Source organism: Mesorhizobium sp. BR1-1-16, from assembly GCF_020165495.1.
GTDB lineage: Bacteria > Pseudomonadota > Alphaproteobacteria > Rhizobiales > Kaistiaceae > Kaistia.
In genome coordinates, this window is record NZ_JAIUIE010000004.1 from 184182 (window position 1) to 208308 (window position 24127).

Sequence of the window (24127 nt, forward strand, 5' to 3'; positions counted from 1 at the left end):
GTCAGGATCGGCCCTCTGTCCGCAAGGCCGCGAATCCCCGGCGGAGCGGTGGCAGGATGATGACGAACGCGGCGAGCGATGCCCCGAGGGCGACCGCGGCCATCGCCTTCTGCATTGCATGACCCCCTGGAATCTGGGCGGCCACCAGGGGCACCAATGTCGGTCCGAGACCGATCCCCACCAGTGCCGTGATCGTCAGGGACAGGGCGATCGTCGTCGCCCGCATCCCGTTTGGCACGCTTTCCTGCATGACGACATGGCCGATGACATAGCCGGAGATCGATCCAAGTGCCCAGGCCGCGAAGGCAAGCGCGAGTTGCGCAGGCGTGGCGGCGAAGAAGGTCGCAACAGCGGCGATCGATGTCAGCGTGTAGCAGCCGAGAAAAAGCACGACACGCGTTGCCACCCCGTGGCGGCGCGCGAGCCAATCGGAAAGCGCCCCTCCCGCCAGAGAGGCGATCACGCCGCTTGTGGTAATCGAGAAGGCGACGAGACCGCCGGCCTCGAGTGGCGACAGGGCGTAGGAACGCTGAAGCAGCGTCGGCAACCAGGAAACAAGCGCATAGTCGCCGATCCCGAGGGCTCCCTTGACCAGCGCAACACGGAGCACGGCCCCGTTTTCAGCCAGCCATCCGCGAAGGACCGCCTGGAGAGAAACGAAATCCGAACGCTGGCGCTTGAGCGGCTCGGCCATGACGAGCAGCAGCGGCAACAACAGAAAGCCCGGCGCACCGACGAAGACGAACATCTGGCGCCAGGGTGCGAGCCCGCCAACGAGGGGCAAGGGATCAAAAAGGCCGGCCGCGCTCCAGCTGAGGAGGATGCCGCCGACGAACAGGGCGGCGCCGGTGCCAAACGTCGCGCCGAGTGAAAACACACCGAGGGCGATGCCCCGACGGTGGGGCGGAAAGCCGCTGATGATGAGTGACGACGCCGAGGGAACGAGCGCCGCCTCTCCAAGCCCGACGCCGACGCGCGCGGCGAAGAAGGACGAGAAATCGGTCGCGAGCCCGCAGGCGATCGTCGCCGCCGACCAGAGGGCGACGCCGCCGGCAATCAGGTTTCGCCGATTGGCACGATCGGCGAGCCGTCCGCATGGCAAGCCCGCCAGCGCGAAGATGACCGCGAAGCCGGCGCCTTGCAGAAGGCTGATTTGGAGATCCGAAAGGCTCAGCTCACGTCTGATCGGGTCGACCACCAGATTGATGACAAGTCGGTCGGTAAAGGACAGGAGAAGCGCAAGACTGAGGACGGTGACGGCATACCAGCCGGCCGCCGAGGAACGCTCGTCCGCTTGGGCCGGCTCGATCATCACCCGCTCATTCATGTGGCACCCTGACGCTATCGGCGCGGCGACAGCAAAAGTCGCACGAGCGGCCCGGCCGAGACAAGCAATGCGAAAGGCGCAGTGCGGGTGTCGGGAAAAAGCAAATCCGAACAAATGAAACGCAGGAGTGGCAAAGAGCAGGGCCGGCTTCTCCGTCATGCTTCTGTGGCGACGCCGGTAGTCCCCATGACAATGCGCGATGCGCCATGCGCCTGATCAGATGCCTGCCGAGCACCCGTCCCATGACATCGGCAGGAGAACGCCCATGATGCACGCTACAAAGTCCGAACGCCGACGCGGATTCCAGATTCACGCGTTCGTATTCGTCCCGTCGATCATATTTCTCGTCGTTCTCAACGTCATTCTCGGCGCGCCCTATTGGTTCGAATGGCCGCTGCTCGGTTGGGGGCTCGGCCTTCTGGTCCATTGGTGGTTCGTGCTGGGGCCGGGAGCGCTGCAGACCGATTGACGCGAAGACCGCTGCGTCGAAGAAGGGGCCGCTTGCACGGCTTGCTCGAAATCAACTCTGTGCAATGCCGCCGTCGGCGAAACGCTCGGTCCCCGCGACGAAACTGGACAGGTCGGAGGCGGGAATACCGCAACGCGGCCGATCTCGTCTGGATCAGCGATGCGGTCCTCGGAGACCAACTACTGACGCATATTGTATCTGTTGGTATTCGCGCAGGCCCAGGCTCCATTTTGTGGAGCAATTGCTACGTTGGACTGGAAGTCAGAACCCCGTTCCCCGGTCGGGACAGCCGGACGGACGTCTCGGCCAGCAGGAGGTCCGGCAAGCCATGCCCGCAGATGAGAAAAGCCATTCACGCCGTCCGGTTTCCCAGCTTCGGCCGGAAGAAAAGACCTATGTGCTGGTGCATGGCGCGTGGCATGGCGGCTGGTGCTGGCGAGACGTCGCTGCCCTCCTGCGCGCCGGCGGCCACCACGTCACGGCACCCACGCAGACAGGCCTCGGCGAGCGCCGCCATCTGCTGAACGCCGGCATCACCCTCGACACATTCGTGGCTGACATCATCAACCACATCGAGGCGGAGGAACTCGACGACATCATCCTGGTCGGCCACAGCCATGCGGGAGCCGTGATTACCGGCGTCGCCGACCTGATCCCCAAGCGCATTCGCCATCTCGTCTATCTCGACGCGGCGATCATCGAGAGCGGACATACGGCTTTCAGCCTGCTGGCGCCGGATGTCGCGGCGGCTCGGCGCAAGCTGGTCGTCGAACAGGGCAATGGCCTGTTCCTACCCGTACCCGAGCCTTCCGCCTTCGGCATCCCGGAAGGACACCCGAAAACGGACTGGGTGCGCCGGCGGCTCACGCCGCACCCGGTGGGCAGTTATGAGAGCACGCTGAATTTCGCCCATCCCATCGGCAACGGCCGGCGCCGCACCTACGTCGCGTGCACGGACCCGTTCAATGAATCGACGGAGAGCTCGCGAGCATGGGTGAAGCGGCAGCCGGCGGGCTGGACGTGGCGTGAGCTGGCGACAGGCCACGATGCCATGATCCTCGCGCCGACGGAACTGGCGGCCGTGCTCGGAGAGATCGACTAGCTGCCGTTGCCAAGAAGGTTGTTCAGCCCTTGGAATGGTGGGATCCCGTTGCGGGCCGAGTGCGGGCGTCGGGCGTCGGGAGCGGCTCAGGCAACTATGGCAGCGACTATGTCGAGCGAACGCTGGCCGACTATGCCGTGGGCCAATATCGGGTCCGAGGTGGTCTACGTGGCTCCGTCGCTGATTCACTCAGCCACGGTGGCGGAGGGGCTTGCGGGCGGCGACGGCTTCGCGGGCGGCACCGTCGGGACAGTTCACTTCCTTGGCAACAAATCGCAGGCCAAAAAAGGGAAATGGCGCACCCGAAGGGATTCGAACCCCTGGCCTCTGCCTTCGGAGCAATTAGACCTGCCTATCCGAAAAACGCGATAGGGCACGCTATGCTACGCTATCCAACTGAAATCACTAGAAAATCGGAAATTCGGTCACCACAATCATATCCGAAACTTCGCCCTGATTTCCGCGCGCCTGCTTACGTGGTGCTTACGCGAGAGACGGGGCTCAAATCGGAGAGGTCCCATGGCTAAGATCACGAAGAGGCTTGTCGATACCGCTGAAACGCGGGCCAAGGACTACGTTGTTTGGGACGACGATCTCCCCGGCTTCGGCCTGCGCATCTTCGCGTCAGGTAAACGTAGCTACGTCCTCCAGTATCGATCAGCCGGCCGCTCGCGCCGGTACACCATCGGTCTGCATGGCGTCTGGACCCCGGAGCTCGCCAGACAAGAGGCGAAAGTCCAGTTGGGCAAGATAGCGCAGGGCGGCGATCCCGCGGAAGAACGTCAGATCGATCACAAGGCCATCACCGTTAAGGAACTGTGCGACCTCTATTTCAACGATCTGAATGAGGCTCTCATCCTGGGAAAAGGCGGACGGCCCAAGAAGCAGACCACCATTATAAGCGACACCGGACGCATCCATCGTCACATCGTGCCGCTGATCGGTACACGCCGTGTAAAGGATCTGAGCAAGGCCGACATCAATAAGGTCTTGAAGGACATCATGGCGGGGAAGACCAGAGTCAGCGTCAAGACCAGCAAACTGCGCGGCAAGGCGATCGTGCGCGGCGGTGCCGGTACGGCGACACGGACAGTTGGCCTGCTGGGCGGCATCCTCACCTATGCTGTTGAGGCGGGCATCATCGAGACCAATCCCGCCCATGGAATTCGGAAGCCGAAGGACAACGTCCGCGATCGCCGCCTGACCGAGGCTGAGTATCGCACGCTCGGAGGAATTCTGCGCAGGGCGGCCCGAGAAGAGAAGTACCAACTGACGGTGGACATTATCAGGCAGATCGCTTTCACCGGCTGTCGCCGCATGGAGATGATCGCGTTGCGATGGATTGAGGCCGATACGGACGCGAGTTGCCTGCGGCTGGTCGACAGCAAAGAAGGTGCCTCTATCCGGCCCATCGGTCTGCCGGTCCTGGAATATCTGGAAAGCCGCAGGACGGGCGACATCGGCACCTACGTCTTCCCCGGCCAGGGCGCCGACAATGCGTTCGGTAGCTTCCCTAGTTATTGGAAGAAGATTTTCAGGGATACGGCACTTTCCGGCATCACTCCGCACGTTCTGCGGCACAGCTTCGCGAGCATCGCAAACGACCTCGGTTTCACCGAGATCACGATCGCGGCTTTGGTCGGTCATGCAAAAGGATCGGTCACGAGCAAATACATCCACACCCTCGATACCGCGCTCATCATGGCTGCCGACACGATCTCCGGTTACATCCAAGGCCTGCTCGATGGCATCGAGTTCAAGCAGACGGCCTATGCCCTTGATCGCGCCTCCCGGCAGGCGGCGCTCGCACGGTTCCTCCTGCAAGCAAAGCGAGCGGACGCCTATCGGCGGCTTCCAGCCTAAGAGGTCCTGGGCCTCGGACCGGAGTGCGAACCAACGGAATGCAGCGCCAGATGACCAACACGTTGAACGGAACTTGTGGGATATCTTCAAGAACACGCTTCTAACTGCGTGGGAACCGATAACTATATCGAGCAGCATAAGGTACTTCGTTCTGCTGATATTATTTCGGCTCCTACTCCAGCTCCTGCCAGCTTCACGGCTGAGGTGCTGATGGCCGCAGCGCTTGATAGTCAAAAAGCAGAACAATTGCGCACCATGCTCTCTGCAGAGCATGATGAATATATACCGCAGGAAGCGGCTTGCACCAGTTGGTGCCGGATGCCGAGCCATTTGATTGTCGAGCACCTCATAGCCGGCAATCTGGTGCAAATCGATCTTGCCGAAGATGCCCGCGACCCGGCAGACGATCTGACGATCTACGCCGCACGCATGGTGAACAATGAACTTGGTCCGGCCGGCCGGTGGCTCCTAAACGATTTGCAGGTCCGACTGTCGCACTAATCCGCTCTGGGAGATCTGAATAAAGCTTGATCGGCTTCGGGCATGAGAGATTGGTTGGCCGAGAATCTGCAATTCCCGAAGGTAGCGGCTGCTTTCGGGAGTTTCAAATTCTGTAAATGGCCGGAACTGGCGCGTCTAAAGAAGGCAGCCTTCGTCCGTCGTTTTCCGAAAGCAGACCGTCCGGAGACGCCCCCATACCGATCTTTCACCGTCGCCGCAGCTGACTTCTGCTTCGGGAGCGGAGACGGCGAATTACCGGGCGAGTCCACCTAGATGTTGTTCGGCTGTTCCGGAATCGTGTGATCGAAATCAGGATGCCGTCCTCGCAGACGCTGTTCACGGCCGCGCCGGACCGCGCCGACAAGCTGCGTGGCAAGGCAAGTCGGCTGAAGCGCCTTCGCTCGTCGAGGAAGCCCGACCGTCACCCGATCCTTCAGAGATACAGAAGCGGGCGACAATCAGCAGTTCGGCGCCGGGAGGGGCTTAGCCGTTTGGACGGATGACGACCTTGATGCATCCGTCCTTCTTGTCCCGGAACGTCTTGTAGGCTTCCGGTCCCTCTTCGAGGCCAATCCGGTGCGTAATGACGAAGGACGGATCGATCTCACCGGCCTCAATGCGCTTCATCAGCGGTTCGAGATAGCGCTGAACGTGTGTCTGCCCCGTCCACATGGTGAGCCCCTTGGCGACAAAGGCGCCCATGGGAACAGTCACGGCGTTGATGAACACGCCCGGCAGCGAAACGGTCCCGCCGGGTCGGCAGGCCAGGATCGCCTGATGCAGCGCATAGGGCCGCTCCATGGCGGTAAAGGTCGATTCGAAATTCTCGATAACGCCGCCCGGGCCGTGGCTCTCGAGTCCGACCGCCTCGTTGACAGCGTCAGGTCCCTTGCCGCCAGTCATGGCGAGAATCTTCTGCTGCAGGTCCGCGTCCGCATAGTCGAGTGTCTCGGCGCCCGAGCGCTCGACAAGCGCAAGTCGCTCCGGCACTGTGTCGATCGCAAGCACGCGCGCGGCGCCGAGCAGGAAAGCCGACTTGATCGCGAATTGGCCCACGGGGCCGCAGCCGCAGGTGAGGCCCGTAGTGCTGCAATGCCGCACCACAGCAAGGCCTATTGGCGGAAAAGTGTGCCTCGGATTCCTGCACTCATCGCGGCCAGATATCAAGCAGCTGATCGGTCGTGAAGGTCTGGATCTGCTGGTAGAATCGCGTGCGGTAAAGCGTCAGCACGGCATCATGCGAGCGGTCGGTCGAACCGCAGATAGCGTCCGTGACCACGAAGACCGGATAGCCGAGATCGACTGCATCGAGGACCGTGGCCAGGACGCAGACATCGGTTTCGGCGCCAGTCACCACCAGCCCATCGGCGCCCCTTTCGACCAGAAGCCGCTGCAAGCCCGTACCGACAAAGGCCGAATAAACGGGTTTGTCGAGAACGCGGGCGAAGCGTGCAATCTCGTCGAGCGGAGATAACAGACCAAGGTGGCGCGGATCGATGTGATCAAGCGTCAGTGCCCGCCACGCCTCATAATAGCGCTGCCAAGTCCCGTGCATCTCCTCGGGACGGGCCGGCGGGACGAATCGCGTGAAAACCGTGCGCTGCGGCGCGTGTTCTGCAATCCGCGTCACCATGGGCAGGATCCTCTCCAGCCATGGCGTTGGCCAAAGGCCGTCGCGGGCAAACATGCACTGCATGTCGATCGCCAGATGGACGGTCGCACGGGTCGGGAGCCAGGGAAAATCGTCAGATTTGGGCTCGAGGAGCATTGCGTGAACCCGATCGCCATCAGCGGGGGAGCGTTGTCGCCTCCCCCGCTGATGGCCCCGTTGCAGATCAGGCAGCGGCCTTCTGGTTGAGCGCGGCCGTGCCCAGCTTCGAAAGCGCCGCATCCGTCGCCTTTTCTTCGCCGAGGGTCGCGTCAAGCAGCGCAACCGCTTCCTTCATACCGAGCTGCTGTGCCCAGGCGCGCAGCGTGCCGTAGCGGGCCATCTCGTAGTGCTCGACGGCCTGAGCCGCGGCGACGAGGCCGGGATCAAGCGCCGCTGTGCCGGCGAAATCTTCCATGATCTCCTTGCCTTCCTCGACGATGCCGAGAATGGCCTCGCAGGTCTTGCCGCGTGCCGGCTTGCCGACCAGTTCGAACACCTGCTCGAGGCGGTCGACATGCGTCTCAGTCTCGTCGGGATGCTTCTCGAAAGCGGCGGTCAGCTCAGGCGACTGCGCGGCTTTTGCCATTTTCGGCAGAGCACGAAGGATCTGCTTCTCGGCGAAGTAGATGTCCTTGAGGGTCTCAAAGAAGAGGTCGTTCAAGTCCTTGGGCTGCTTGGCCATGTGTCGTCTCCATAGATGGGGTGGCTGCGGCCCGGTCTTCGCCCCCAGCGATAGACGAACCGTCGGGACTACAAGTCGTCGAGGCCGGAAGACGTTCCATTGCATATTATGCACGATGCGCCTGACTCATCGGATGGTTCCGCGATCTCCCGGCCGGGACTATGCGGCGCCCTCCCGGGACACCGGAGGGCCAGGTGGCGAGTTTCGGCAAGCAGGTGCCGAGGCAGCGTATCGCCGATCCGGCGGACATTGCTGCCGCCTATCTGGTGCTGGCTGATCCGCTCTCGATCAATCTGTCCGGTGCCACGATCGCGGTGGTGGGCGGCGGCCGCATCTAGCGGTCCCGCTGGAAGGAACAGCAGCGGCTCGATGACGTTTTGTACGGTGGTCATGCCTTGCGCGCCTGCGCTCCAGTGGCCTGACGCTTCCGATGATGGGACGAGACGCAGCGATGCCGCTCGACAAGCTGTTCGCACAATTTGCCAACAAAACGGCTCGCGCGACGGGGAGTCCCGTCGCCTTTCTCCTTTGCGTCGCCGGCGTCGTGCTCTGGGCCGGGTCTGGTCCGATCTTCGGCTTTTCCGAAACTTGGCAGCTCGTCATCAACACGAGCACGACGATCATCACCTTTCTGATGGTCTTTCTGATCCAGAATACGCAGAACCGCGACGGCGCTGCCGTGCAGACAAAGCTCGACGAGCTCATCCGCTCGTCCAATGCCGAGGATGCGTTCATGGGGATCGAGAAGCTGACCGACGAGGAGCTCGAACGCCTGCATATGCGGTGCGAGGACATGGCTCGCCGCGCATCCGATGCAGTCGAAAAGGCCAGAACGGCCCGGCGCTCCAGGGGGCACGCGGTGTAGGCGGCCAACAGACGCGGCTGAGGCCAACGCCTCGTCCGTCGCGGCGCGCAAGTCCTCCGTCGCGCATGGGAGCAGTCGGAGCGTTGCGCCGGAGAGGTGATGGCGAATGCGCCAAACGTGCGCCCGGAGGCCGCCATCATGCAGCCGCGATCAACGAGTGGCCCCAGGTCGCCGCGCATCATTGTCTTGATCTCACAAGCGAGATCGCTGCACCCGCGACAGAGCGGCGCATAGCCGCCCTATAATGCTAAACTGGTTCGCAAGCTGCGCATTAACTTTCTAAAGAGGCGCTCCACGATGGAACGTATGTGCTAGCTTACTGTTTGCCAGTGTGGAAGCGCGGAGATCTGCCCAATGTCGGACTTTGCGCGAGTTGCCGTCATCCTATTAGTCGAAGACGACCCGTTACTGCGGATGGCTACCGCCGACGATCTCATTACTGCGGGCTTCAGAGTGATTGAGGCGTCGGACGCCGACCAAGCGATTTTAATCCTTGAATCGGGCATCGACATCCAAGCAGTATTCACCGATATCGATATGCCCGGTTCAATGAACGGGTTGCGTCTTGCAGCCGCCGTGCGGGACCGCTGGCCGCCGGTCAAATTGATCGTGACGTCGGGGCATTGGGAGCCGCGCGAGGATGAACTCCCGGAAGGAGTTCCGTTCCTGAGAAAGCCCTATGCGGCGTCAGCCCTCGTATCGTCAGTTGAAGGGCTGTTTCGTTAGCACTGCTAGGAGAAGTCAGCGCAGCTTGTTCGAGCGTCTGCCGGACTTCTGAAGGACGAACTCGATGTCGGTAACTTGCAGCGCAGCCGCCTGGGCATCGGAAGGTCAGGCGCTATATGCAGTTGTGAAGATTGTGCGACGGTACGATCTCAACCAAATTTCTGTTGATCAAGCGAAGCCAAACAAACCATGCCTCGATATTTCTTCCATCAAGTGAGGCGCGGCGGGCTTATCGAGGATCTCGAAGGATCGGAGCTTCCCGACATCGATGTCGCGCGAGGCGAGGCGATAGATGGCGCGCGCGAGATGATGATGAGCGATGCTATCCACGCCGGTATAGATATTTCGAGTCGCCGGTTCGAGATCACCGATGAGCAGGGCGCGGTCGTTCTATCTCTGTCGTTCACTGAGGCAATCGCGCTCGTCGAATGAGCATGAGAAACTTCAGCCGATGAGCCGCCGATATTCCGCCTCAGGGATGCCGTAAAAGCCTTTCGCGCTCTCTTCCAAACCCTCACGGTCGAGAATGTGAATTCGGCTGCGAACAGCCCGGATCAGACCGCGGCCCTCCAGGATCTGCAGCGCGACGGTGACACCGGGGCGGCGCACACCGAGCATAACCGAGATGAACTCATGGGTCAGCGGAAGTTCGTCACCCTCAGCTCGGTCCTGCGACATCAGCAGCCAACGGGCGAGCCGGCCTTCGAGCTTCAGACGGGCGTTGGCCAAGGCCGTCCACGAAACTTGTATTGTGAAGGCGTGCGCGTAAGACAGCATCAAAGTGCGCAGGCTCGGACTTTCTTCCATTGCCGAGGTCAACGTATTCGCAGGCAACTCAAAACCTGAACCGGGAAGCTGGATGAATATCTCATGCGGCGAGCGTCGATCACCCAGCACGACCGCCAGCGAGGAAACGCCCTCATATCCGACTAGGCCGATTTCGATGCGACTGTCATCACCGCCAACTGCGACGACGGATGCAATCGCCGACTCCGGGAAGTAGACGCGTTCGATAACACGACCTGGAAGCTGCAGGTTCATCCGCATATCAAGGGAAACCCGCTCGAGGCCAGGTTTCAGAACGGCGAGGTCACGCTCGCTCATCGCGCGCAACAGACGATTGCGGGGACGCACTCCTTCGGCAATTGCCACTGACACTCCTGACTAGGATGCAGCGGTTTCTGCCGGGGTCATCCTCTTACTTGCAGTGAACCATAGGCTTTTTACGGCGAGAGCGTCCGGATATTCGGTTACTGCTGCAACTTGGTACGAATGCGTACATCAGGGGCCGGAAGCGATGCCAACATTTTTCTGAAAGCGACTTGAGGTACAAAACCGTACAGAATTAGCTCTTGAAGCGCAGAAGACTAAAGGCAATAGTCCAGGTTGTTGAGGAGGACCTCAGATGACCGCAATGATGAGTGAACTCATTATCTCTGAAGTACTGTTTGCCGCCGAAGACAGTTCTGTTCTTGATGTAGACAGGACAGCGGCGCGGCTCAAGTCCACCAGGCCAAGCGAGCCGGTAACGTTGGAAGAAATCGCGGCGCGCTTAGTGGATGAGGCGACTAAGCGGCGAGTTGCAATCATGCTCGGACATATGCACTCAGCTTGACCGAGAGTCGGTGGAGAGGGTGGCAAAATAGAAACTCACGCCGCGCTCGGCTAGTGGTGATCGGGCCCATGCGCAACTTTAGTGCTAGAGTTTAATCAATATGCTCGATCCTGACGCCCCTGCGGTCGTCCACATCCTGGAAGACAGGCTATATGTCGAAGAGTTCGACACGCTCCAAGACGCAGTGCGCTTCCTCATACGCGAAGTTCCCGCATTCCGGCGCCGCAAGGCGTGGATAGCCACCACGGCGGGTTCGCAAATCGAGGGCGAAGACATCGTGACGCTGGCCGCGAGCCTCGGCATCCCTTGGGACACCGACCTGTCGGCGGGCGATCAATAATGACAGTCGCGCTACGGTCTCATTTGGCGCCGCAGGGCGGACCCTCATCTGGCTTCATTGTTTCGGACCTAGGGGCTAAGGGACATCCGCGCGCAACTGTAAGGAATGCCGCTTGCCTAGTGCCATAAGATGGCGCGCGGATGTCGACGCTCGCTCCGGCAAAAACCAGCTCTCGCGCTGAAGCGGCGTTGACGGACGGTCGCTCACGATCGTAACGGTGGAGCAAAGCAAGACGGATGACGGCCGCCGGTTAGTGAACTGTCGTGAGGCGTCCGAGGGGCACCTCGATTTTGGTTAGGCTTGGCTTCTGAACGGGTGCGCAGCCGACCATGACAGTTCCATTCGGTGTTGTGGCAATGGACACGACGACCATCAGCGGTCCTCCGGTCACCATGCGGACCAGGTCCCCGACCTTCGGACGGTCTGCCATTTGCCGACATTCTCCTAACGAAAAATCTCAAGCATCTGGTCGGCGATGGCTCGCAGGGCTTTGCCGTCTAGCGCTGCCCGATAGAGGGCAGGTAGTCCGAGGGACCATCGGTGACGCGGCCTCGTTGAGACCTCAGGTCTTCAACCTCCGTCCGCAACTCCTTGATCGCGCGGGCCGCATCGGCAAACAAAACCGAGATCTCGTCAGGTGTCATCTGCTCTGCGACCAATGCCGCTTCGGTCAATTGTAGCTCAATGTCTCTGAATGCTGATCCCATAGCTGCTCCTCGTCTTCAGGGAGGAGGTACGAGGGCCCTGGCGGGCAGAGGATTGAGTTGGATCGCTCCTCTCGGTCGCTCTGGGGGAAGCAGGACCGCCTCGCCTCCTCAGGTTGCCATGCACAACTCATATTGCAAAGCACAAACCAAGCGTCCGATTAACAATATGCGCATTTGCGCTCGACGAGAAGCAGAGGCACAGAAGTTTGATGCATCTGCGCCGGACGGATGAACACGGTCTGGCAATGAATGCTGGTGTTTAGCGGAATTTGGGCCGCTTGGCTGTTGTCGGTGGGTCCCACCTGTCGGAGTACGCGATCAAGCGTTGAGACGAGAAGCAGCCGTGCCGAATGCCGGTCCATCCCACGCGTCACTAGGCACGCGACGGCGGGAGACGGCCATAGGCAGGCGGGCGCTTGCCTCGAATCTGACGCGACGACGATGCCGGCGCTCATCCGGATGACCTCAACCGCTCCGGCGGCACAAAATAGAAGACCTACATATTGCGGCCGCCGCAGCTCGGACACATCAGCCGGCTCGGCAGCATCTCGAGCGGGAAGTTCGGTCCGCGCGTCAAAAGCAGTGTTTGCATGTCGAGGTCAGCCCTGAATTCGCATGGGCGTGAGCTCTTCGGCACGTTTTTCCGTTTGCCATTGCAGCGCACGCGGGCAACGCAGCCCGCCTGAAAGGCGCCGCCTATCGTCTCGAAGCCCGTCATGGACAGGGCCTCAGTGAACGAACCCGGAACTTGATCATGTTCCCTTTTCGTTCACGGTCGCGCGGCCGTCAATGATCGCGACCATCGAACCGCCGGTGACGCCAGCCGGCCTTATCGACCGTCCCGCGCCACTGGGCGGCTTTCTCCGGGTGATGACATGAGTGACGAAGTGAAATCGCCGGCCTTGGCCGATGATGAATCCTGTGCGGCCGCAATCGGCCGGATGGGCGAGCTTGATCGCGAGTTGGCGTTGATCGCGACCACGAAAGCCGAGGCTGTGGAGAAGGCATCGACCGCGGCGGAGAAGGCGGCCGAGCCGCTGATCACCGAACGGTCGGGCCTGTTCGTTCAGGTGCAGGCCTATTGTGTCGCGAACCGGCAGCGTCTCACCGATGGTGGGCGAAGCAAGACGGCGACCTTCCCGACTGGTAGTGCCGCGTGGCGACTCGGCCGGCTACGCGTCCTGGTCGATTCCGTTCTCAAGGACACCATCATCGCGACGCTGAAGAAGCGCGGCCTGACTGACCTCGTCCGCGTCAAGGAGGACCTCGACCTCGCGGCCGTTGGCAAGGCGCGCGACAAGGTCAAGCGCATCAAGGGCATCAGCTTCGAGGACCCGATCGAGGATTTCTCGGTGTCGCCCGTCACGGCGGACCTCGTCGAGCGGCGCTGACCGTCGAGCCCTGCGGCTGGATTCCAGTTGCAGCGACACAAAATCGGCCGGAGCGACATAAACCGCTCCGGCCCGATCCCGCGATGGCAGCGGGGGCCGGGCAAGCCCGGCAGGCGGCTTTGTTAGCACGGGACCGCCCCGACGGAATTGGAGATAACGCCGCCCCGCCGAGCCGGAGCGTGCTCTATCCCGAGTTGAAAATGCGTGAAGATACCCACCGCGCCGTTCCGAAGGCGCGTCCCGTCGCCGGCTATGTCGGCGGCAAGAAGCAGCTCGCTGGCCGCCTCTCGGCCATGATCGAGGCGACACCGCACGATCTATATGGCGAGGTGTTCGCCGGCATGGCCGGCGTGTTCTTCCGGCGTCAGACGGCACCCAAGGTCGAGGTGCTGAACGATATCAGCCGCGACGTCATCACCTTCTTCCGCGTCCTGCAGAACCACTACCAGGCGCTACTCGACGTGCTAAAATGGCAGCTCGCCAGCCGCGCCGAATTCGAGCGCCTGATGGGTCAGGATCCAGAGCGGCTGACCGACCTGCAGCGCGCGGCCCGGTTCCTCTATCTCCAGCGGCTTTCATTCGGCGGAAAGGTGGCTGGCCGCAGCTTCGGAATCAGTCGGAATGGCGGTTCAAGCTTCAACGCCGTCGCCCTAACCGAGACCCTTGCGGCCGCACATGAGCGCCTCGCCGGCGTCTGGCTCGAATGCCTGCCATGGGAAGAACTGCTCGACCGCTGGGACCGTCCAGGCGCGCTATTCTATCTGGATCCGCCCTATCGCGGCACCGAGGGCTACTACGGCAAAGGCCTGTTCGCGCCGGCGGATTTCGATCGCCTGGCCGATCGGCTCGCGCGACTGCAGGGGCGGTTCATCCTCAGCGTCAACGACCATCCGGACACGCGGGCCGCGTTCGGCCGCTTCATGATCCAGGAAGCCACTGTCACTTATACGGCCGGCGGCTTCGATCAGAAGCCCGGGCAGGCCGAGCTGATCGTGATCGGCGGGTCCGCATAACCACCAGAGCGAACGTCTTCTGCTTCCGCCGGCCGAACTTGGGAACAACCGCGGAGCGCATAGCATAGAGCACTCGATGCAAGCTTAGACGTTGCCTTGAGCTTGAGCTTTGCTCGAAAAAACGTAGATCCCCATCGAACCGATATTGAGGAAAGGCATTGTCTACCTGCCGACACCGAGTCGGCGGATCATGAAACACAAGGAGAAACGATCATGGCTAACAACCAGGACACGTCGAACCGCGGTTTCGCTTCGATGGACGATGACAAGCAGCGCGAAATCGCGAGCAAGGGTGGCCAGAGCGTCCCGGACGAGAAGCGCAGCTTCTCCAAGGACCACCAGATGGCGGCCGAAGCCGGTCGCAAAGGCGGTGAGGCCTCACAGGGTGGACAGGGCTCGCAGGGTGGCCAGCAACAGGCGTCCCAATCGGGCTCCGGGTCTCAGCAGGGCGGGCCGGAACGCGGCGGCAGCGGCAATTTTGCCAACGACCGCGAGCGTGCAGCCGAGGCCGGCCGCAAGGGTGGCCAGAGCTGACGATCGGAAGGCCCGCCGTTAAGGCGGGCCTCTCCTTATCCAAGCCGCCGGCTTAATCCGGAAATCAAATCCGGGAGGAAGGTCACTGATGTCCTCGATCGTAGCCAGGACGCTGGTAGTCGCATGGATCGCCACATTGCCATCGCTTGCCTTCGCCCAGGCGGCGAATGACAGCGGAGGTGCAACCCGGGCCGAAACACCGGCCGGGGCCGAGGCATTCGCGCGAATGGCCGCGGTCTCCGGCCTTTACGAAGTGCAGGCAAGTCAGCTGGCGCTCGACCGCTCGAAGGATACGGAGGTTCGGGCGTTTGCTGAAATGATGATCACTGACCATACCAAGGCCGACCGCGAGCTTCGACAGACCGCGGGCACAATGACACTGCCGACGACGCTAGATCCGCCGCATCAGGCGTTGATCGACGCGCTCGGAGCGGCTGGGCCGAACTTCGATGCTCTCTATGTCGAGCAGCAGATTGCCGCTCACAAGGACGCGGTGGCGCTGTTCACTCGCTACTCAGAGACCGGCCCGAATGGCGCGTTGCGCGGGCTGGCGGCCAAGATGCTGCCGACGCTACAGCATCATCAAGAGATGGCCGGCGCGCTCAAGCCGCGTTGACCCGGGCCACCGTCTTCATCTGACCGAATATCAATCGCCCGCCGGCCAGATCGCCTAATGTCCGGCGGGCGAGATTGTCGACCGTCATGCCCGCGCCAGAGGATCGGCGCGTCGCGCGCGCCGCGAACCCTTTTCATCCATGATAGCTTCCGCCCCGCCGCTAGAGGCACCGACTCCCTCGCCGCGATTGCTTCATCGACCAGCGCCGCAGGCGCGCGGCAGCCGGGATCCCCGGGAGGCGGGCCCATCGGATCATCCGAGCGCCATCGCGCGAACTCCGGCCACGATGTTTGCTCCGGTCCGTAGCGAGCGCGCTGCCGCGCCCAGACGCCGAGCTTCGTCCGCCATTGTTCATCGGTCGCCGTCCGCCAGTCGATGATCTTGGCTGCGGCCGACGGCGCTTTCGCCCCTTGGGTGACCGCGCGACCGCGGTGCCGTGGTTGATCGGCAATTGCCCCCTCGAAATACCGCAGCGACGTCGGCAACTGTCCGTTCTGCCGTGCGAGCACCGCCTCGATGGCCGGCTTGACCTCAGCCGCAGCGTCAAATCCCCCGCTGAGCCAACCCTCAACGATACCGAGCTCGTGCCGCCATAGGTATGCCCGCCGCATTGTCGGCTGGAGGGTCAGCCGGACCGCACATGCCCGCTTAGTGCTGGATACGCTGGATCCTCTGAGGCCGTCGAGTTCGCCACGCTGACCTGGGTTGACTGGTTCAACCAACGCCGGCTGCTGGAGCCTATCGGTAACATCCCGCCGGCCGACGCCAAGGAGCGCTACTACGTCATGCTCGGTGAGCAGCAAATGGCGGCGTGACTAAACCGGACGGCCTCCGATGAAGCCGGGGCGCTTCAGAACGCCTCTTAGCGACTACCGTCACCTGTGCCCTCTCGAGAATTCACTTGCGGCGCCTGCCTGAACGACGGGTATGTTAGGAAATACCGCTGAACGTCGTTTGAATGTCCCGCTTGCCATCAATGCTCGCGAGCCAACACGCCGCTACAAAAGGGCGCACGCCGCCGATCAATTCCTGGCGTTGTCAACACCGCTGCGCTTGTAGGTCCCGATCTGCTCGCCTGCCGCCAGCACATGGCCGCGCATCGCTTCGAGGACCTCCTTCCGTCCAGCCCCGGGCTTGAGGCCCAAGCTTGAGACGTCCAGCGCGAAGATCTGCAGGTGATAGTGGTGCGGCGGATCCCCGACGGGCGGCTTCGGACCCTGGTATCCACTGGACCCGCCGCTGTTCATCCCTTGCTTCATGCCCTTTGGATCCTGCAGCACAGGCTCAGTCGGGAGCCCCTCGCGCAGTTCCGTGACGCCGGCCGGAATATCGTACGCGATCCAGTGCGTGAACGGTTTTGGTTCCGCAGCGTCGGGATCGTCGAGGATCACGGCATAGGACTTCGTATCTGGCCGCGTATCGCGCCAGCCAATCGCTGGCGAGGCATTGTCGCCATCGGCAGCCTGGGCGGTCGCGATCTTGCTGCCGTCCGAGAACGGCGCCTTCACAGCCATTCCAGACCGATCTTTCGGGAGAAGCAGCTTGATCGCGATCTCCGATGCGGCAGGCGATGTGACGGTATTAGGCGTCTTTGCCGTCGTCGTGGCTGCTGCCGAGGATGCGCTCCCATAGGCCACCTTGAAGATACGGGCGTTGGAATCGTCGGCGACAAACAACGAACCGTCCTTGCCGACCGCAATGCCTGTCAGGCGGCCGAGATAGCCGTAGCTGCCGTCCTGCTGTTGAATGAGGAAACCCTCGAGAAAGCGCTCGAAGCGGGTCGGCCTTCCGTTCTCGAACTTGACACGCAACACCTCGTATCCCGAGGGCGGCCGGCGGTTCCATGAGCCACGCATCGCGACAAAGAGATCGCCGCGATAATCTTCAGGGAAAGCTGTGCCATCATAGAAAGCCATCTGCATTGGCGCGCTGTGGGCGGTATAGCCAAGCATCGGCGCTTCGGACGCCGCGGCCCACGACGCCAAGGTCATGCCCTCCGGCGGATTGTCCTGCGGATTGGCTTGGCCATCGCCATAGATGTACGGCCATCCATACTGGCGCCCCTGCTCGATCCTATTCAGTTCCTCGACCTGCTCCTGATCGCCGAGCCAATCGATACCGTGATCGAAGCCATAGAGCGCGCCCGTTCCGGGCTCCCAATCGAAGCCGATGGTGTTTCGCAGCCCCCGACCGAAGATGGTACGGCTGCTGCCATCCGGCTTCGCACGGAGGATGGTTGCGTTTTCGGGGTTAGGTTCGGCGCAGGCGTTGCACGTGCTGCCGACTGAAATATACAGCATCCTGTCAGGGCCGATCGCAAGTGTGCGGTTGGCATGCTGGCCGGCATCGGGCAGGTCATTGATGATCCGATGCAAGGGCCCAAAGCTTCCATCCGTTTCGACCTTCGCCTCATAGACATCGTTCACGGTCGCCAGCAGCACCCTCTCGCCGTCGAAGGCGATGCCGTGCATGCCAGGGCGACTGGCGACGGTGCGAACCGTCTCGGCATGGCCGTCGCCGTCCTTGTCCTCGATCAACACGACGTCACCGACCGATCGCCGCGTTGCATAGAGGCGGCCCGCATCGGACACGGCGAGCATACGCGGATTGATGAGGTTGTCGGCAAAGACCGAGACACGGAATCCGTCCGGCACATCGAGCAGCGCAGCCACCTTGTCGGAGGGAACGTCAAGCGAGCGCGGCTCGAGCACTGAGCCCTCGACGACAACGTCAGAGTATTTGCCGACTTCGCCGCGTGGCTGCGCGAGGACGGGGGCAGCGGTAATCGTGACCGCAGCCATCGACAGGACCGAAAAGACGCTGGACCTCACTGGCATACTGCTTCTCCCGTGGACTGAGCGATCAGCCGAACTTCCAAGCAGGCTGATAGGTCCCTAGCGGCCACGTAAAATGATCAGGCGCCCGAAGCGCCTTCCATCATGCTTCGCACGGGCTCCTCGGCGATGACTGCCTCGATCTCGTCGTGGCCGGGTGTATGCGGCAGAGCCTTGCGGAAATTCTCGGCATAGTCTGGCGGCATCTTCGGCGGCATCATCGGCTCCGCCGCATCGACGACCGCCTCGATGAGCACCGGCCCTTCGGCCGCGAAGGCACGATCGAGTACCTCGTCGATCTGCTCCGGACGGGTGATGGAATAGCCGATGCCGCCCATGGCCTCGGCCGCCATGGCGAAATCGATCGGCTGCAACTCGCAGCCAAACTGAGGATTGCCGAGAAACATCATCTGCTCCCATGCAATCTGGTTGAGCATGTTGTTCTTGATGACCAGCAGCTTCAGCGGAATGCGGTAGCGGACTGCCGTGGAGAACTCGCCAAGCTGCATTGCGAGCCCGCCGTCTCCCACCACCGCGAGGATGGGGCGACCGGGGAATGCCAGTCCTGCCGCGATCGCGTAAGGAAGGCCGCACGCCATGGAGGCGAGCGAACCGGACACCCCGAATGCCTGACCGTCACGCATGTCGATATGGCGCGCGGCAAGCTCGGTATTCTGGCCGGAATCCGTGACGAGCACGGCGTCATCGGGCAGGCGAAGACCGAAGGCACGCGCAACCCGTTGGGGCTTCATCGGCACCGCATCGTTTGTCTCGGAGGTTTCCATCATGGCGCGCCAACGCTGGACGCCTTCCTGTGCCTTCCTCAGGAAGCTGCGATCTGTCTTGCGCTCCAGGCGCTGGTTGAGCAGTTGCAGCGTTTCCGCGGCATCACCGACCAGGCCGACATCGACCGGGAAGCGGAGACCGACGCGCTGTCCGTCCCGATCGACCTGGACGCCGCGGGCCTGATCGGGCTTTGGGTAATACTCGATATAGGGAAAGGTTGATCCCACGATCAGAAGGGCGTCGCACTGCTCCATGGCCTCCTGCGATGGCAGCGTGCCGAGCATGCCGATTCCGCCCGTCACATGGGGGTGGTCATCGGGAAGGACGGCCTTTCCGAGCAGCGCCTTCGCAATCGGCGCACCGAGAAGATCGGCCGTCTGCTCAAGTTCGGCGCGGGCGCCGAGAGCGCCTCGCCCGGCAAGGATCGCGACGCGTTCAGCTCCGTTCAGTATTGCCGCGGCCGCATCGAGGTCCTCCTCGGTCGGAAGCCGGCGCCCTTCGAACCAGCGGTTCGGCGTGTGACCGGGGCGGTTGCGCTTGGACCGCGCTGTCTCCCCGAGGCTCTGCTCCTGGATGTCATTGGCGATCGAAAGATGCGCGACGCCGCGATGGCTCAGCGCCGAACGGCAGGCGAGGCTGGCAAGGTTCTCCATATGCGCGGCATCGCTCACCTGCGCGTTGAACACCGCCACGTCGTTGAAAACCCGCGTCAGGTCGACGTCCTGCTGCGTGAAGGTCTCGATGAGGTCGTGAAACTGCATGCCGGTGATGGCCAGGACCGGCGCCTGGTCGAGCTTGGCATCGTAGAGGCCGGCGAGCAGATGCGCCCCGCCGGGCCCGGAGGTGGCGATGCACACCCCAAGGCCGCCGGTCCATTTGGCGTAGGCCGAGGCCATGAATGCAGCCGACTCCTCATGACGCACTTGCACGAAGCCGATCCGATCCTGCCGGATCCGAAGCGCTTCCATCACACCGTTGATGCCGTCCCCTGGAAGCCCGAACACAAGCTTGACGCCCCACTGAATGAGCGTCTCAACAAGAATATCGGCTGAATTCGGCATCGTAGCTCTCCGCAGCTGGGCAATGCCCGCATCTCAGCGGAGCGGGCCAGTCGCGGCGTGGAACAATTGCTCGGACCGATTGTTCCAGCAGCACGAAACAGGGGAGATGTTCATGAATGCCGGGCGAATGATCTCGATCGTGGTGGCTATCGTCGTCGTTGGCGTTGTCGTCTACTGGGCGATTGCACACTCTTCCGATGGAAACCAGTCGGGGAACATGCCGCCCCACGCGATCGATCAGTCGCAATAAGCCGCGTTCGTCGAAGGCCTGTCTCACTTCTTTGGTGCCGACCACGGAGAGCAATCATGCTCCAACAGCTTGCCGTTCCTCCGCAATCGGCGATGGCGCCAGTCGGTGCCGGACATTTGGCCGAGGTCCTGCAGGACATAACTTATCGCAGGGTCCTGATGGTCAATGTCGTGTTCTGCGGTGTCCCGGGAGCGGGTGATCGTGGCTGGGTTCTCGTGGACACCGGTCTTTCAGGTAGCGCCGGTCCCATCCGCAGGGCTGCGGCAGCGCGGTTCGGCGAAGGGGCCAGACCCGCGGCGATCATCCTGACGCATGGACATTTCGACCATGTCGGAGCTGTAGAACGATTGGCGGCAGACTGGGATGCGCCTGTTTATGCCCACCCACTCGAGCACCCCTATCTCGACGGACGCGCACGCTATCCTTCTGGAGACGGCACTGTGGGCGGCGGCCTGATGGCGGTTCTGGCACCGCTCTACCCACGGGGGCCGATCAATCTCGGAGACCGGCTTCGATTGCTGCCCGCAGATGGCAGCGTGCCGGGTATGCCGGGTTGGCGCTGGATCCACACCCCTGGCCACAGCGTGGGCCACATCTCCCTGTGGCGCGAAGCCGATGCGACACTGATCGCCGGGGACGCCGTCATCACAACCGCGCAGGAATCGTTAAGCTCGATCCTCCTCCAATATCCTGAACTGCACGGCCCGCCTAAGTACTACACAATCGATTGGCAAGCCGCTGCGTCTTCTACCGCTGCGCTGGCCAGACTTCGACCCCTCACGATGGTGACAGGGCACGGCCCTTCCCTGAGTGGTGCGCATCTTGCTGATGTGCTCGATCGTCTGGCGCAGGAGTTCGCCGAAATCGCGGTCCCTCGCCGTGGCCGCTACCGCAGCATGCCTGCGGTCGTCGACGACGGGTCAGCCTATCGTCCGCTCTGACCCGATCGCTGCAAGAATCCGTCGCCCAATGGAGAGCGTACGATTGGCTCTCGGAACACGCCGATGAATGGCGTGTTCGAAGGCGTGCTGCTTTTCGGCAGGCGGCATTCAAAGCTGCCGTCCTCAAGAACCGAGAGAGCCGCAATGATTTTCAAGAACAAGCTATTGTCCAAGATTCCGCAACAGGAACTTGAAGCCCTTATTCCAAATTTCGACCGGGTTCAGCTGCCGCTAAAGATGGTCCTCCACGAACAACTTGAGCCGATCGAGCATGTTTATTTCGTCGAGAGAGGCGTCGTCTCGATGGTCAATGAGCCCGAGGACGGCGATATCGTGGAGTTCGCCACCATTGGGCCTGAGGGCATGGCGGGCTTTCCTGTCCTGCTGAATACCCCCTCTGTGCCGAACCGGGCAATGGTTCAGATCCCAGGCGAAGCCCTGAGAATGCGCGTTCGCGACTTCCAACGTGCTCTTCCCCACTCCCCGGTGCTGAACAGACTTCTCCTCCGATATCTGATGGCGCTGCTCAATCAGGTTGCTCAAGGCGCCTCTTGCAACCGTTTGCACGAGGTGTCGGCGCGCTGTGCGAGGTGGCTCCTGCAGACGCATGATCGGGTCGAGGGTGATACATTCCCGCTGACCCAGGAGTTTCTCGCTCAGATGCTGGGCGTCCACCGGCCCAGCGTCAGCGTGGCGGCAGCGGCATTGCAGACCGGCGGATTGATCCAATATGGCCGTGGCTCCATTACGATCACCGATCGCAAGGGGCTCGAGGCAGCATCATGCAACTGCTACGAACTGATCAAGGGTGAATATGACCGCCTTCTGCAAAGCGATTGAACTGTCGATGATGACGGCAATCGATCTGAGCCGACATTTGGCGCGGTTTCTCTCCGTCACCTCAGCCGCGATCTGATGTGCTGAATTCCCTGATGACACGCTCGCTCAGGACCTTTGCATCAATCGGCCCGGCACGGCACAGCGCGATGATGCGTTCCGCAACGATGTCTCGGCCCCGGACATCGCCATCGATCCGCAAGGCCCGACATGCCTCTTTGAAGGCTTCGGATAAAACTTCTATTTCGTCAGGATCGAAAGCCGCCCCGGGCGTCAAGTAACCGTGGATGGGCATGACCGCGCTCCTGCGAGTGATTTCGCCGCTGTGAAACGAATTTCGCCCGAGTGGCTGCCGGCACCCGCCAGGCCGCGAGGCGAACTCTTATCCCGCAGTTCCAGTTCGATCAGAAAAGAATAGCTTGCCTGGAGCGTGTTCCATATCGCGCGCAATTCCAACCAGCTTGCCTCGTCGGCCTTTAAGCGGCAGAAGTCGCGTCCTCGCAGATACTGTTCGATCTTGCTCATGTGCTGAGCATAAATGCTGTGTTTCGAGACTGTCTGTCATCTGGCATACGCTGCCAGTTGGGATAGCGGAAAAAAAGGCCGGGTGATGGTCCCTCCCTTGGCGGGACGCAAAGCTGGAACGTCGCAGTATTCAGTGCGGCCAGTCGAGGTGATCGCACCTCTGCGGTACAAGCAATAATCCATCGGGCGGATCGCGGCACCCTCTTGCCTTCCCCGACGCAGGCTTCCAGGTATAAACTTAGCCAACCAGAAGAAGGGCCTAACGTGCCAATTTCGAACGACGACGAGGCTTCTACATCCGAGGGCTCCGAGCCCACCACGCTTGAAGGCCGCCTTGGCTCGCTGCTTGACGCCATCGAGGGCGAACGCGTGCCGGATCGGCTGTTAAAGCTGGCCCAAGCGCTGCAGGATGAATTGCATCTCCGCCGCCAGCGCCGCTCTCCCAACTGAGCTAGAATGTCCGCGGCCGGCTGCGGGCTTAACGGCCGTAAATGCGGTCAATCACCTCCGCCGCAAGCTGATGACGTACGATCGCACGATCAAACCCCTCGCCCGACGAGAGAGCATCGAGCCAGGCGTTGCCGGCTCGCCCGCCCCATGAATCTGGCGGACTGGCAATAATCTCGGTCTTGGTGCCTCTGCGAAGCTCGGCGGTGAAATCAAGAAACGAACCGCCGACATTGGCCAAAGCCAGCGATCCACTCTCGCCGTAGAATGTTGCGCCGATTTCCGCGTCGCGACCCGCGTGGAGGTCCCAAGAGCAGGCGATCCTCGCTGCCGCGCCATCCGCAAGACCGATCGTGGCGATCGCGAAATCCTCGACCCCGCCCTCCTCGGCACGAAACCTCCTGCCACGAGCAAACAAGTCGGCCCTGACCGCGTCCACGGGTGGAAACTCGAGCGTCCAGAGCAGCAGATCGATGAGGTGGATACCAAGATCCATGATGCAGCCGCCGCCCGAGAGAGCTGCATCGTAAAACCAAGGGCGGTCGGGTCCGTAGGCGTTGTGAAAGACCAGGTCGGCGGCATAGACCTTTCCGATCTCGCCCCGGCCGATCCGCTCCTTGATGGTTCGCATCCCCTCGGTATGGCGATAGGAGAGATCGATGCCGAGCGGGCGGTCCGCCTCAGCGGCCGCCTTCATCACCGCCGCGACCTCCTCGGCCGTGCGCGCTAAAGGCTTCTGGCAGAACACGGCGATGCCGGCGTCGAGTGCCCGAATGGCCTGCGCGGCATGGAGCGCACTCGGGGTTGCTATGACGATGCCGTCCGGAGCGGCCTCGATCAATTCGTCAAGCGAAGCCACGATCGCGGCGTCCGGCGCCAGCGAACGGGCGGCGCTGGCCATTTCCGGCGAGGCGTCACAGACGGCGATGGCAGTCGCCCTTCCATCCGCGAGCAGAGATCCCATGCGGATGCGGCCGATACGGCCGACGCCAAGAAAACCGAGCTGAACCGGAGCAGCTGATCGGGCAGATTGGATCGGCATGA

Annotated in this window: 29 protein-coding genes and 1 pseudogene; 18 read left to right on the plus strand and 12 right to left on the minus strand. The window is 61.9% G+C overall.

Features of this window, described 5'->3' with window-relative positions:
- Position 1 precedes the first annotated feature (1 nt).
- Positions 2-1327 carry an MFS transporter gene (locus LB518_RS11495; protein ID WP_224577556.1) on the minus strand — a complete coding sequence of 442 codons (1326 nt, stop codon included), beginning with the start codon at positions 1325-1327 and terminating at the stop codon, positions 2-4.
- Positions 1328-1592: 265 nt separating this feature from the next.
- On the opposite strand from LB518_RS11495, the gene LB518_RS11500 reads away from it, so the two are divergent.
- The 4 genes from LB518_RS11500 to LB518_RS11515 all read left to right on the plus strand — a co-directional run bounded on the left by LB518_RS11500 (position 1593) and on the right by LB518_RS11515 (position 5262).
- Positions 1593-1796, plus strand: coding sequence for a 2TM domain-containing protein (locus LB518_RS11500; RefSeq protein ID WP_224577558.1), 204 nt, complete (start codon positions 1593-1595; stop codon positions 1794-1796).
- 328 nt (positions 1797-2124) lie between these two features.
- The gene (locus LB518_RS11505) at positions 2125-2898 is read left to right on the plus strand and encodes an alpha/beta hydrolase (protein WP_224577562.1); all 774 of its coding nucleotides are present in this window, start codon (positions 2125-2127) and stop codon (positions 2896-2898) included.
- Between the two features lie 519 nt (positions 2899-3417).
- On the plus strand, positions 3418-4761 hold the full coding sequence (locus LB518_RS11510) for a tyrosine-type recombinase/integrase (RefSeq protein WP_224577563.1): 1344 nt from the start codon (positions 3418-3420) through the stop codon (positions 4759-4761).
- 108 nt (positions 4762-4869) lie between these two features.
- A complete protein-coding gene (locus tag LB518_RS11515) occupies positions 4870-5262 on the plus strand; it encodes a hypothetical protein (protein ID WP_224577565.1) in 393 nt (130 codons plus the stop codon).
- A gap of 483 nt (positions 5263-5745) precedes the next feature.
- Here LB518_RS11515 and LB518_RS11520 read toward each other — a convergent pair whose 3' ends face one another.
- The 3 genes from LB518_RS11520 to LB518_RS11530 all read right to left on the minus strand — a co-directional run bounded on the left by LB518_RS11520 (position 5746) and on the right by LB518_RS11530 (position 7595).
- Positions 5746-6318, minus strand: coding sequence for a zinc-binding dehydrogenase (locus LB518_RS11520; RefSeq protein WP_353619948.1), 573 nt, complete (start codon positions 6316-6318; stop codon positions 5746-5748).
- A gap of 91 nt (positions 6319-6409) precedes the next feature.
- Entirely contained in the window at positions 6410-7030 is a 621-nt protein-coding gene (locus LB518_RS11525) for a cysteine hydrolase family protein (protein ID WP_224577569.1), read from the minus strand.
- Positions 7031-7097: 67 nt separating this feature from the next.
- Positions 7098-7595 carry a YciE/YciF ferroxidase family protein gene (locus LB518_RS11530; RefSeq protein ID WP_224577572.1) on the minus strand — a complete coding sequence of 166 codons (498 nt, stop codon included), beginning with the start codon at positions 7593-7595 and terminating at the stop codon, positions 7098-7100.
- Between the two features lie 194 nt (positions 7596-7789).
- Here LB518_RS11530 and LB518_RS11535 point away from each other — a divergent pair, with 194 nt between their 5' ends.
- From LB518_RS11535 to LB518_RS11550, 4 genes are all read left to right on the plus strand, one after another.
- Positions 7790-7933: a hypothetical protein gene (locus LB518_RS11535; RefSeq protein ID WP_502845823.1), complete on the plus strand. Its 144-nt coding sequence runs from the start codon at positions 7790-7792 to the stop codon at positions 7931-7933.
- A gap of 113 nt (positions 7934-8046) precedes the next feature.
- Positions 8047-8460 (plus strand): low affinity iron permease family protein, encoded by a 414-nt coding sequence (locus tag LB518_RS11540; RefSeq protein ID WP_224577574.1) that lies wholly within the window; start codon positions 8047-8049, stop codon positions 8458-8460.
- A 354-nt stretch (positions 8461-8814) separates the two neighbouring features.
- Complete coding sequence (locus LB518_RS11545; protein ID WP_224577576.1) at positions 8815-9186, plus strand: response regulator; 372 nt, start codon at positions 8815-8817, stop codon at positions 9184-9186.
- 189 nt (positions 9187-9375) lie between these two features.
- The gene (locus LB518_RS11550) at positions 9376-9618 is read left to right on the plus strand and encodes a DUF6894 family protein (protein ID WP_224577578.1); all 243 of its coding nucleotides are present in this window, start codon (positions 9376-9378) and stop codon (positions 9616-9618) included.
- Between the two features lie 12 nt (positions 9619-9630).
- Here the strand turns inward: LB518_RS11550 and LB518_RS11555 are convergent, their stop codons facing one another.
- Complete coding sequence (locus tag LB518_RS11555; RefSeq protein ID WP_224577580.1) at positions 9631-10338, minus strand: Crp/Fnr family transcriptional regulator; 708 nt, start codon at positions 10336-10338, stop codon at positions 9631-9633.
- Between the two features lie 253 nt (positions 10339-10591).
- Here LB518_RS11555 and LB518_RS11560 point away from each other — a divergent pair, with 253 nt between their 5' ends.
- Together LB518_RS11560 and LB518_RS11565 are read left to right on the plus strand one after the other, a co-directional pair.
- Positions 10592-10801: a hypothetical protein gene (locus LB518_RS11560; RefSeq protein WP_224577582.1), complete on the plus strand. Its 210-nt coding sequence runs from the start codon at positions 10592-10594 to the stop codon at positions 10799-10801.
- A 100-nt stretch (positions 10802-10901) separates the two neighbouring features.
- Positions 10902-11141, plus strand: coding sequence for a hypothetical protein (locus tag LB518_RS11565; protein WP_224577584.1), 240 nt, complete (start codon positions 10902-10904; stop codon positions 11139-11141).
- A 497-nt stretch (positions 11142-11638) separates the two neighbouring features.
- Here the strand turns inward: LB518_RS11565 and LB518_RS11570 are convergent, their stop codons facing one another.
- Positions 11639-11848 carry a hypothetical protein gene (locus LB518_RS11570; RefSeq protein WP_224577586.1) on the minus strand — a complete coding sequence of 70 codons (210 nt, stop codon included), beginning with the start codon at positions 11846-11848 and terminating at the stop codon, positions 11639-11641.
- A 496-nt stretch (positions 11849-12344) separates the two neighbouring features.
- On the minus strand, positions 12345-12566 hold the full coding sequence (locus LB518_RS11575) for a hypothetical protein (protein WP_224577588.1): 222 nt from the start codon (positions 12564-12566) through the stop codon (positions 12345-12347).
- A 157-nt stretch (positions 12567-12723) separates the two neighbouring features.
- Between LB518_RS11575 and LB518_RS11580 the strand changes: the two genes are divergently transcribed.
- The 5 genes and pseudogenes from LB518_RS11580 to LB518_RS11600 all read left to right on the plus strand — a co-directional run.
- Positions 12724-13239 carry a host-nuclease inhibitor Gam family protein gene (locus tag LB518_RS11580; RefSeq protein WP_224577590.1) on the plus strand — a complete coding sequence of 172 codons (516 nt, stop codon included), beginning with the start codon at positions 12724-12726 and terminating at the stop codon, positions 13237-13239.
- Positions 13240-13439: 200 nt separating this feature from the next.
- The gene (locus LB518_RS11585) at positions 13440-14252 is read left to right on the plus strand and encodes a DNA adenine methylase (protein WP_224577592.1); all 813 of its coding nucleotides are present in this window, start codon (positions 13440-13442) and stop codon (positions 14250-14252) included.
- Positions 14253-14465: 213 nt separating this feature from the next.
- Positions 14466-14786 (plus strand): con-10 family general stress protein, encoded by a 321-nt coding sequence (locus tag LB518_RS11590; RefSeq protein ID WP_224577593.1) that lies wholly within the window; start codon positions 14466-14468, stop codon positions 14784-14786.
- An 88-nt stretch (positions 14787-14874) separates the two neighbouring features.
- The gene (locus LB518_RS11595) at positions 14875-15402 is read left to right on the plus strand and encodes a DUF4142 domain-containing protein (RefSeq protein ID WP_286198668.1); all 528 of its coding nucleotides are present in this window, start codon (positions 14875-14877) and stop codon (positions 15400-15402) included.
- Positions 15403-16076: 674 nt separating this feature from the next.
- Positions 16077-16217 (plus strand): annotated as a pseudogene (locus tag LB518_RS11600) (IS3 family transposase); the annotation flags it as partial.
- 207 nt (positions 16218-16424) lie between these two features.
- Here LB518_RS11600 and LB518_RS11605 read toward each other — a convergent pair.
- Positions 16425-18239, minus strand: a complete 1815-nt coding sequence (locus LB518_RS11605) for a YbhB/YbcL family Raf kinase inhibitor-like protein (protein WP_224577597.1) — start codon at positions 18237-18239, stop codon at positions 16425-16427.
- 77 nt (positions 18240-18316) lie between these two features.
- Complete coding sequence (locus LB518_RS11610) at positions 18317-20083, minus strand: thiamine pyrophosphate-dependent enzyme (RefSeq protein ID WP_224577599.1); 1767 nt, start codon at positions 20081-20083, stop codon at positions 18317-18319.
- A 306-nt stretch (positions 20084-20389) separates the two neighbouring features.
- Between LB518_RS11610 and LB518_RS11615 the strand changes: the two genes are divergently transcribed.
- Complete coding sequence (locus LB518_RS11615; RefSeq protein ID WP_224577601.1) at positions 20390-21274, plus strand: MBL fold metallo-hydrolase; 885 nt, start codon at positions 20390-20392, stop codon at positions 21272-21274.
- A gap of 63 nt (positions 21275-21337) precedes the next feature.
- A complete protein-coding gene (locus LB518_RS11620) occupies positions 21338-22114 on the plus strand; it encodes a Crp/Fnr family transcriptional regulator (protein ID WP_224577603.1) in 777 nt (258 codons plus the stop codon).
- A 61-nt stretch (positions 22115-22175) separates the two neighbouring features.
- Here the strand turns inward: LB518_RS11620 and LB518_RS11625 are convergent, their stop codons facing one another.
- Together LB518_RS11625 and LB518_RS11630 are read right to left on the minus strand one after the other, a co-directional pair.
- Entirely contained in the window at positions 22176-22406 is a 231-nt protein-coding gene (locus LB518_RS11625) for a hypothetical protein (protein ID WP_224577605.1), read from the minus strand.
- Positions 22385-22636 (minus strand): hypothetical protein, encoded by a 252-nt coding sequence (locus LB518_RS11630; protein WP_224577606.1) that lies wholly within the window; start codon positions 22634-22636, stop codon positions 22385-22387. Before LB518_RS11630 ends, LB518_RS11625 begins: the two co-directional genes overlap by 22 nt.
- 264 nt (positions 22637-22900) lie before the next feature.
- Between LB518_RS11630 and LB518_RS11635 the strand changes: the two genes are divergently transcribed.
- Positions 22901-23086, plus strand: a complete 186-nt coding sequence (locus LB518_RS11635) for a hypothetical protein (RefSeq protein ID WP_224577608.1) — start codon at positions 22901-22903, stop codon at positions 23084-23086.
- A 28-nt stretch (positions 23087-23114) separates the two neighbouring features.
- Here LB518_RS11635 and LB518_RS11640 read toward each other — a convergent pair whose 3' ends face one another.
- Complete coding sequence (locus tag LB518_RS11640) at positions 23115-24125, minus strand: Gfo/Idh/MocA family protein (RefSeq protein ID WP_224577610.1); 1011 nt, start codon at positions 24123-24125, stop codon at positions 23115-23117.
- Positions 24126-24127: the final 2 nt, after the last annotated feature.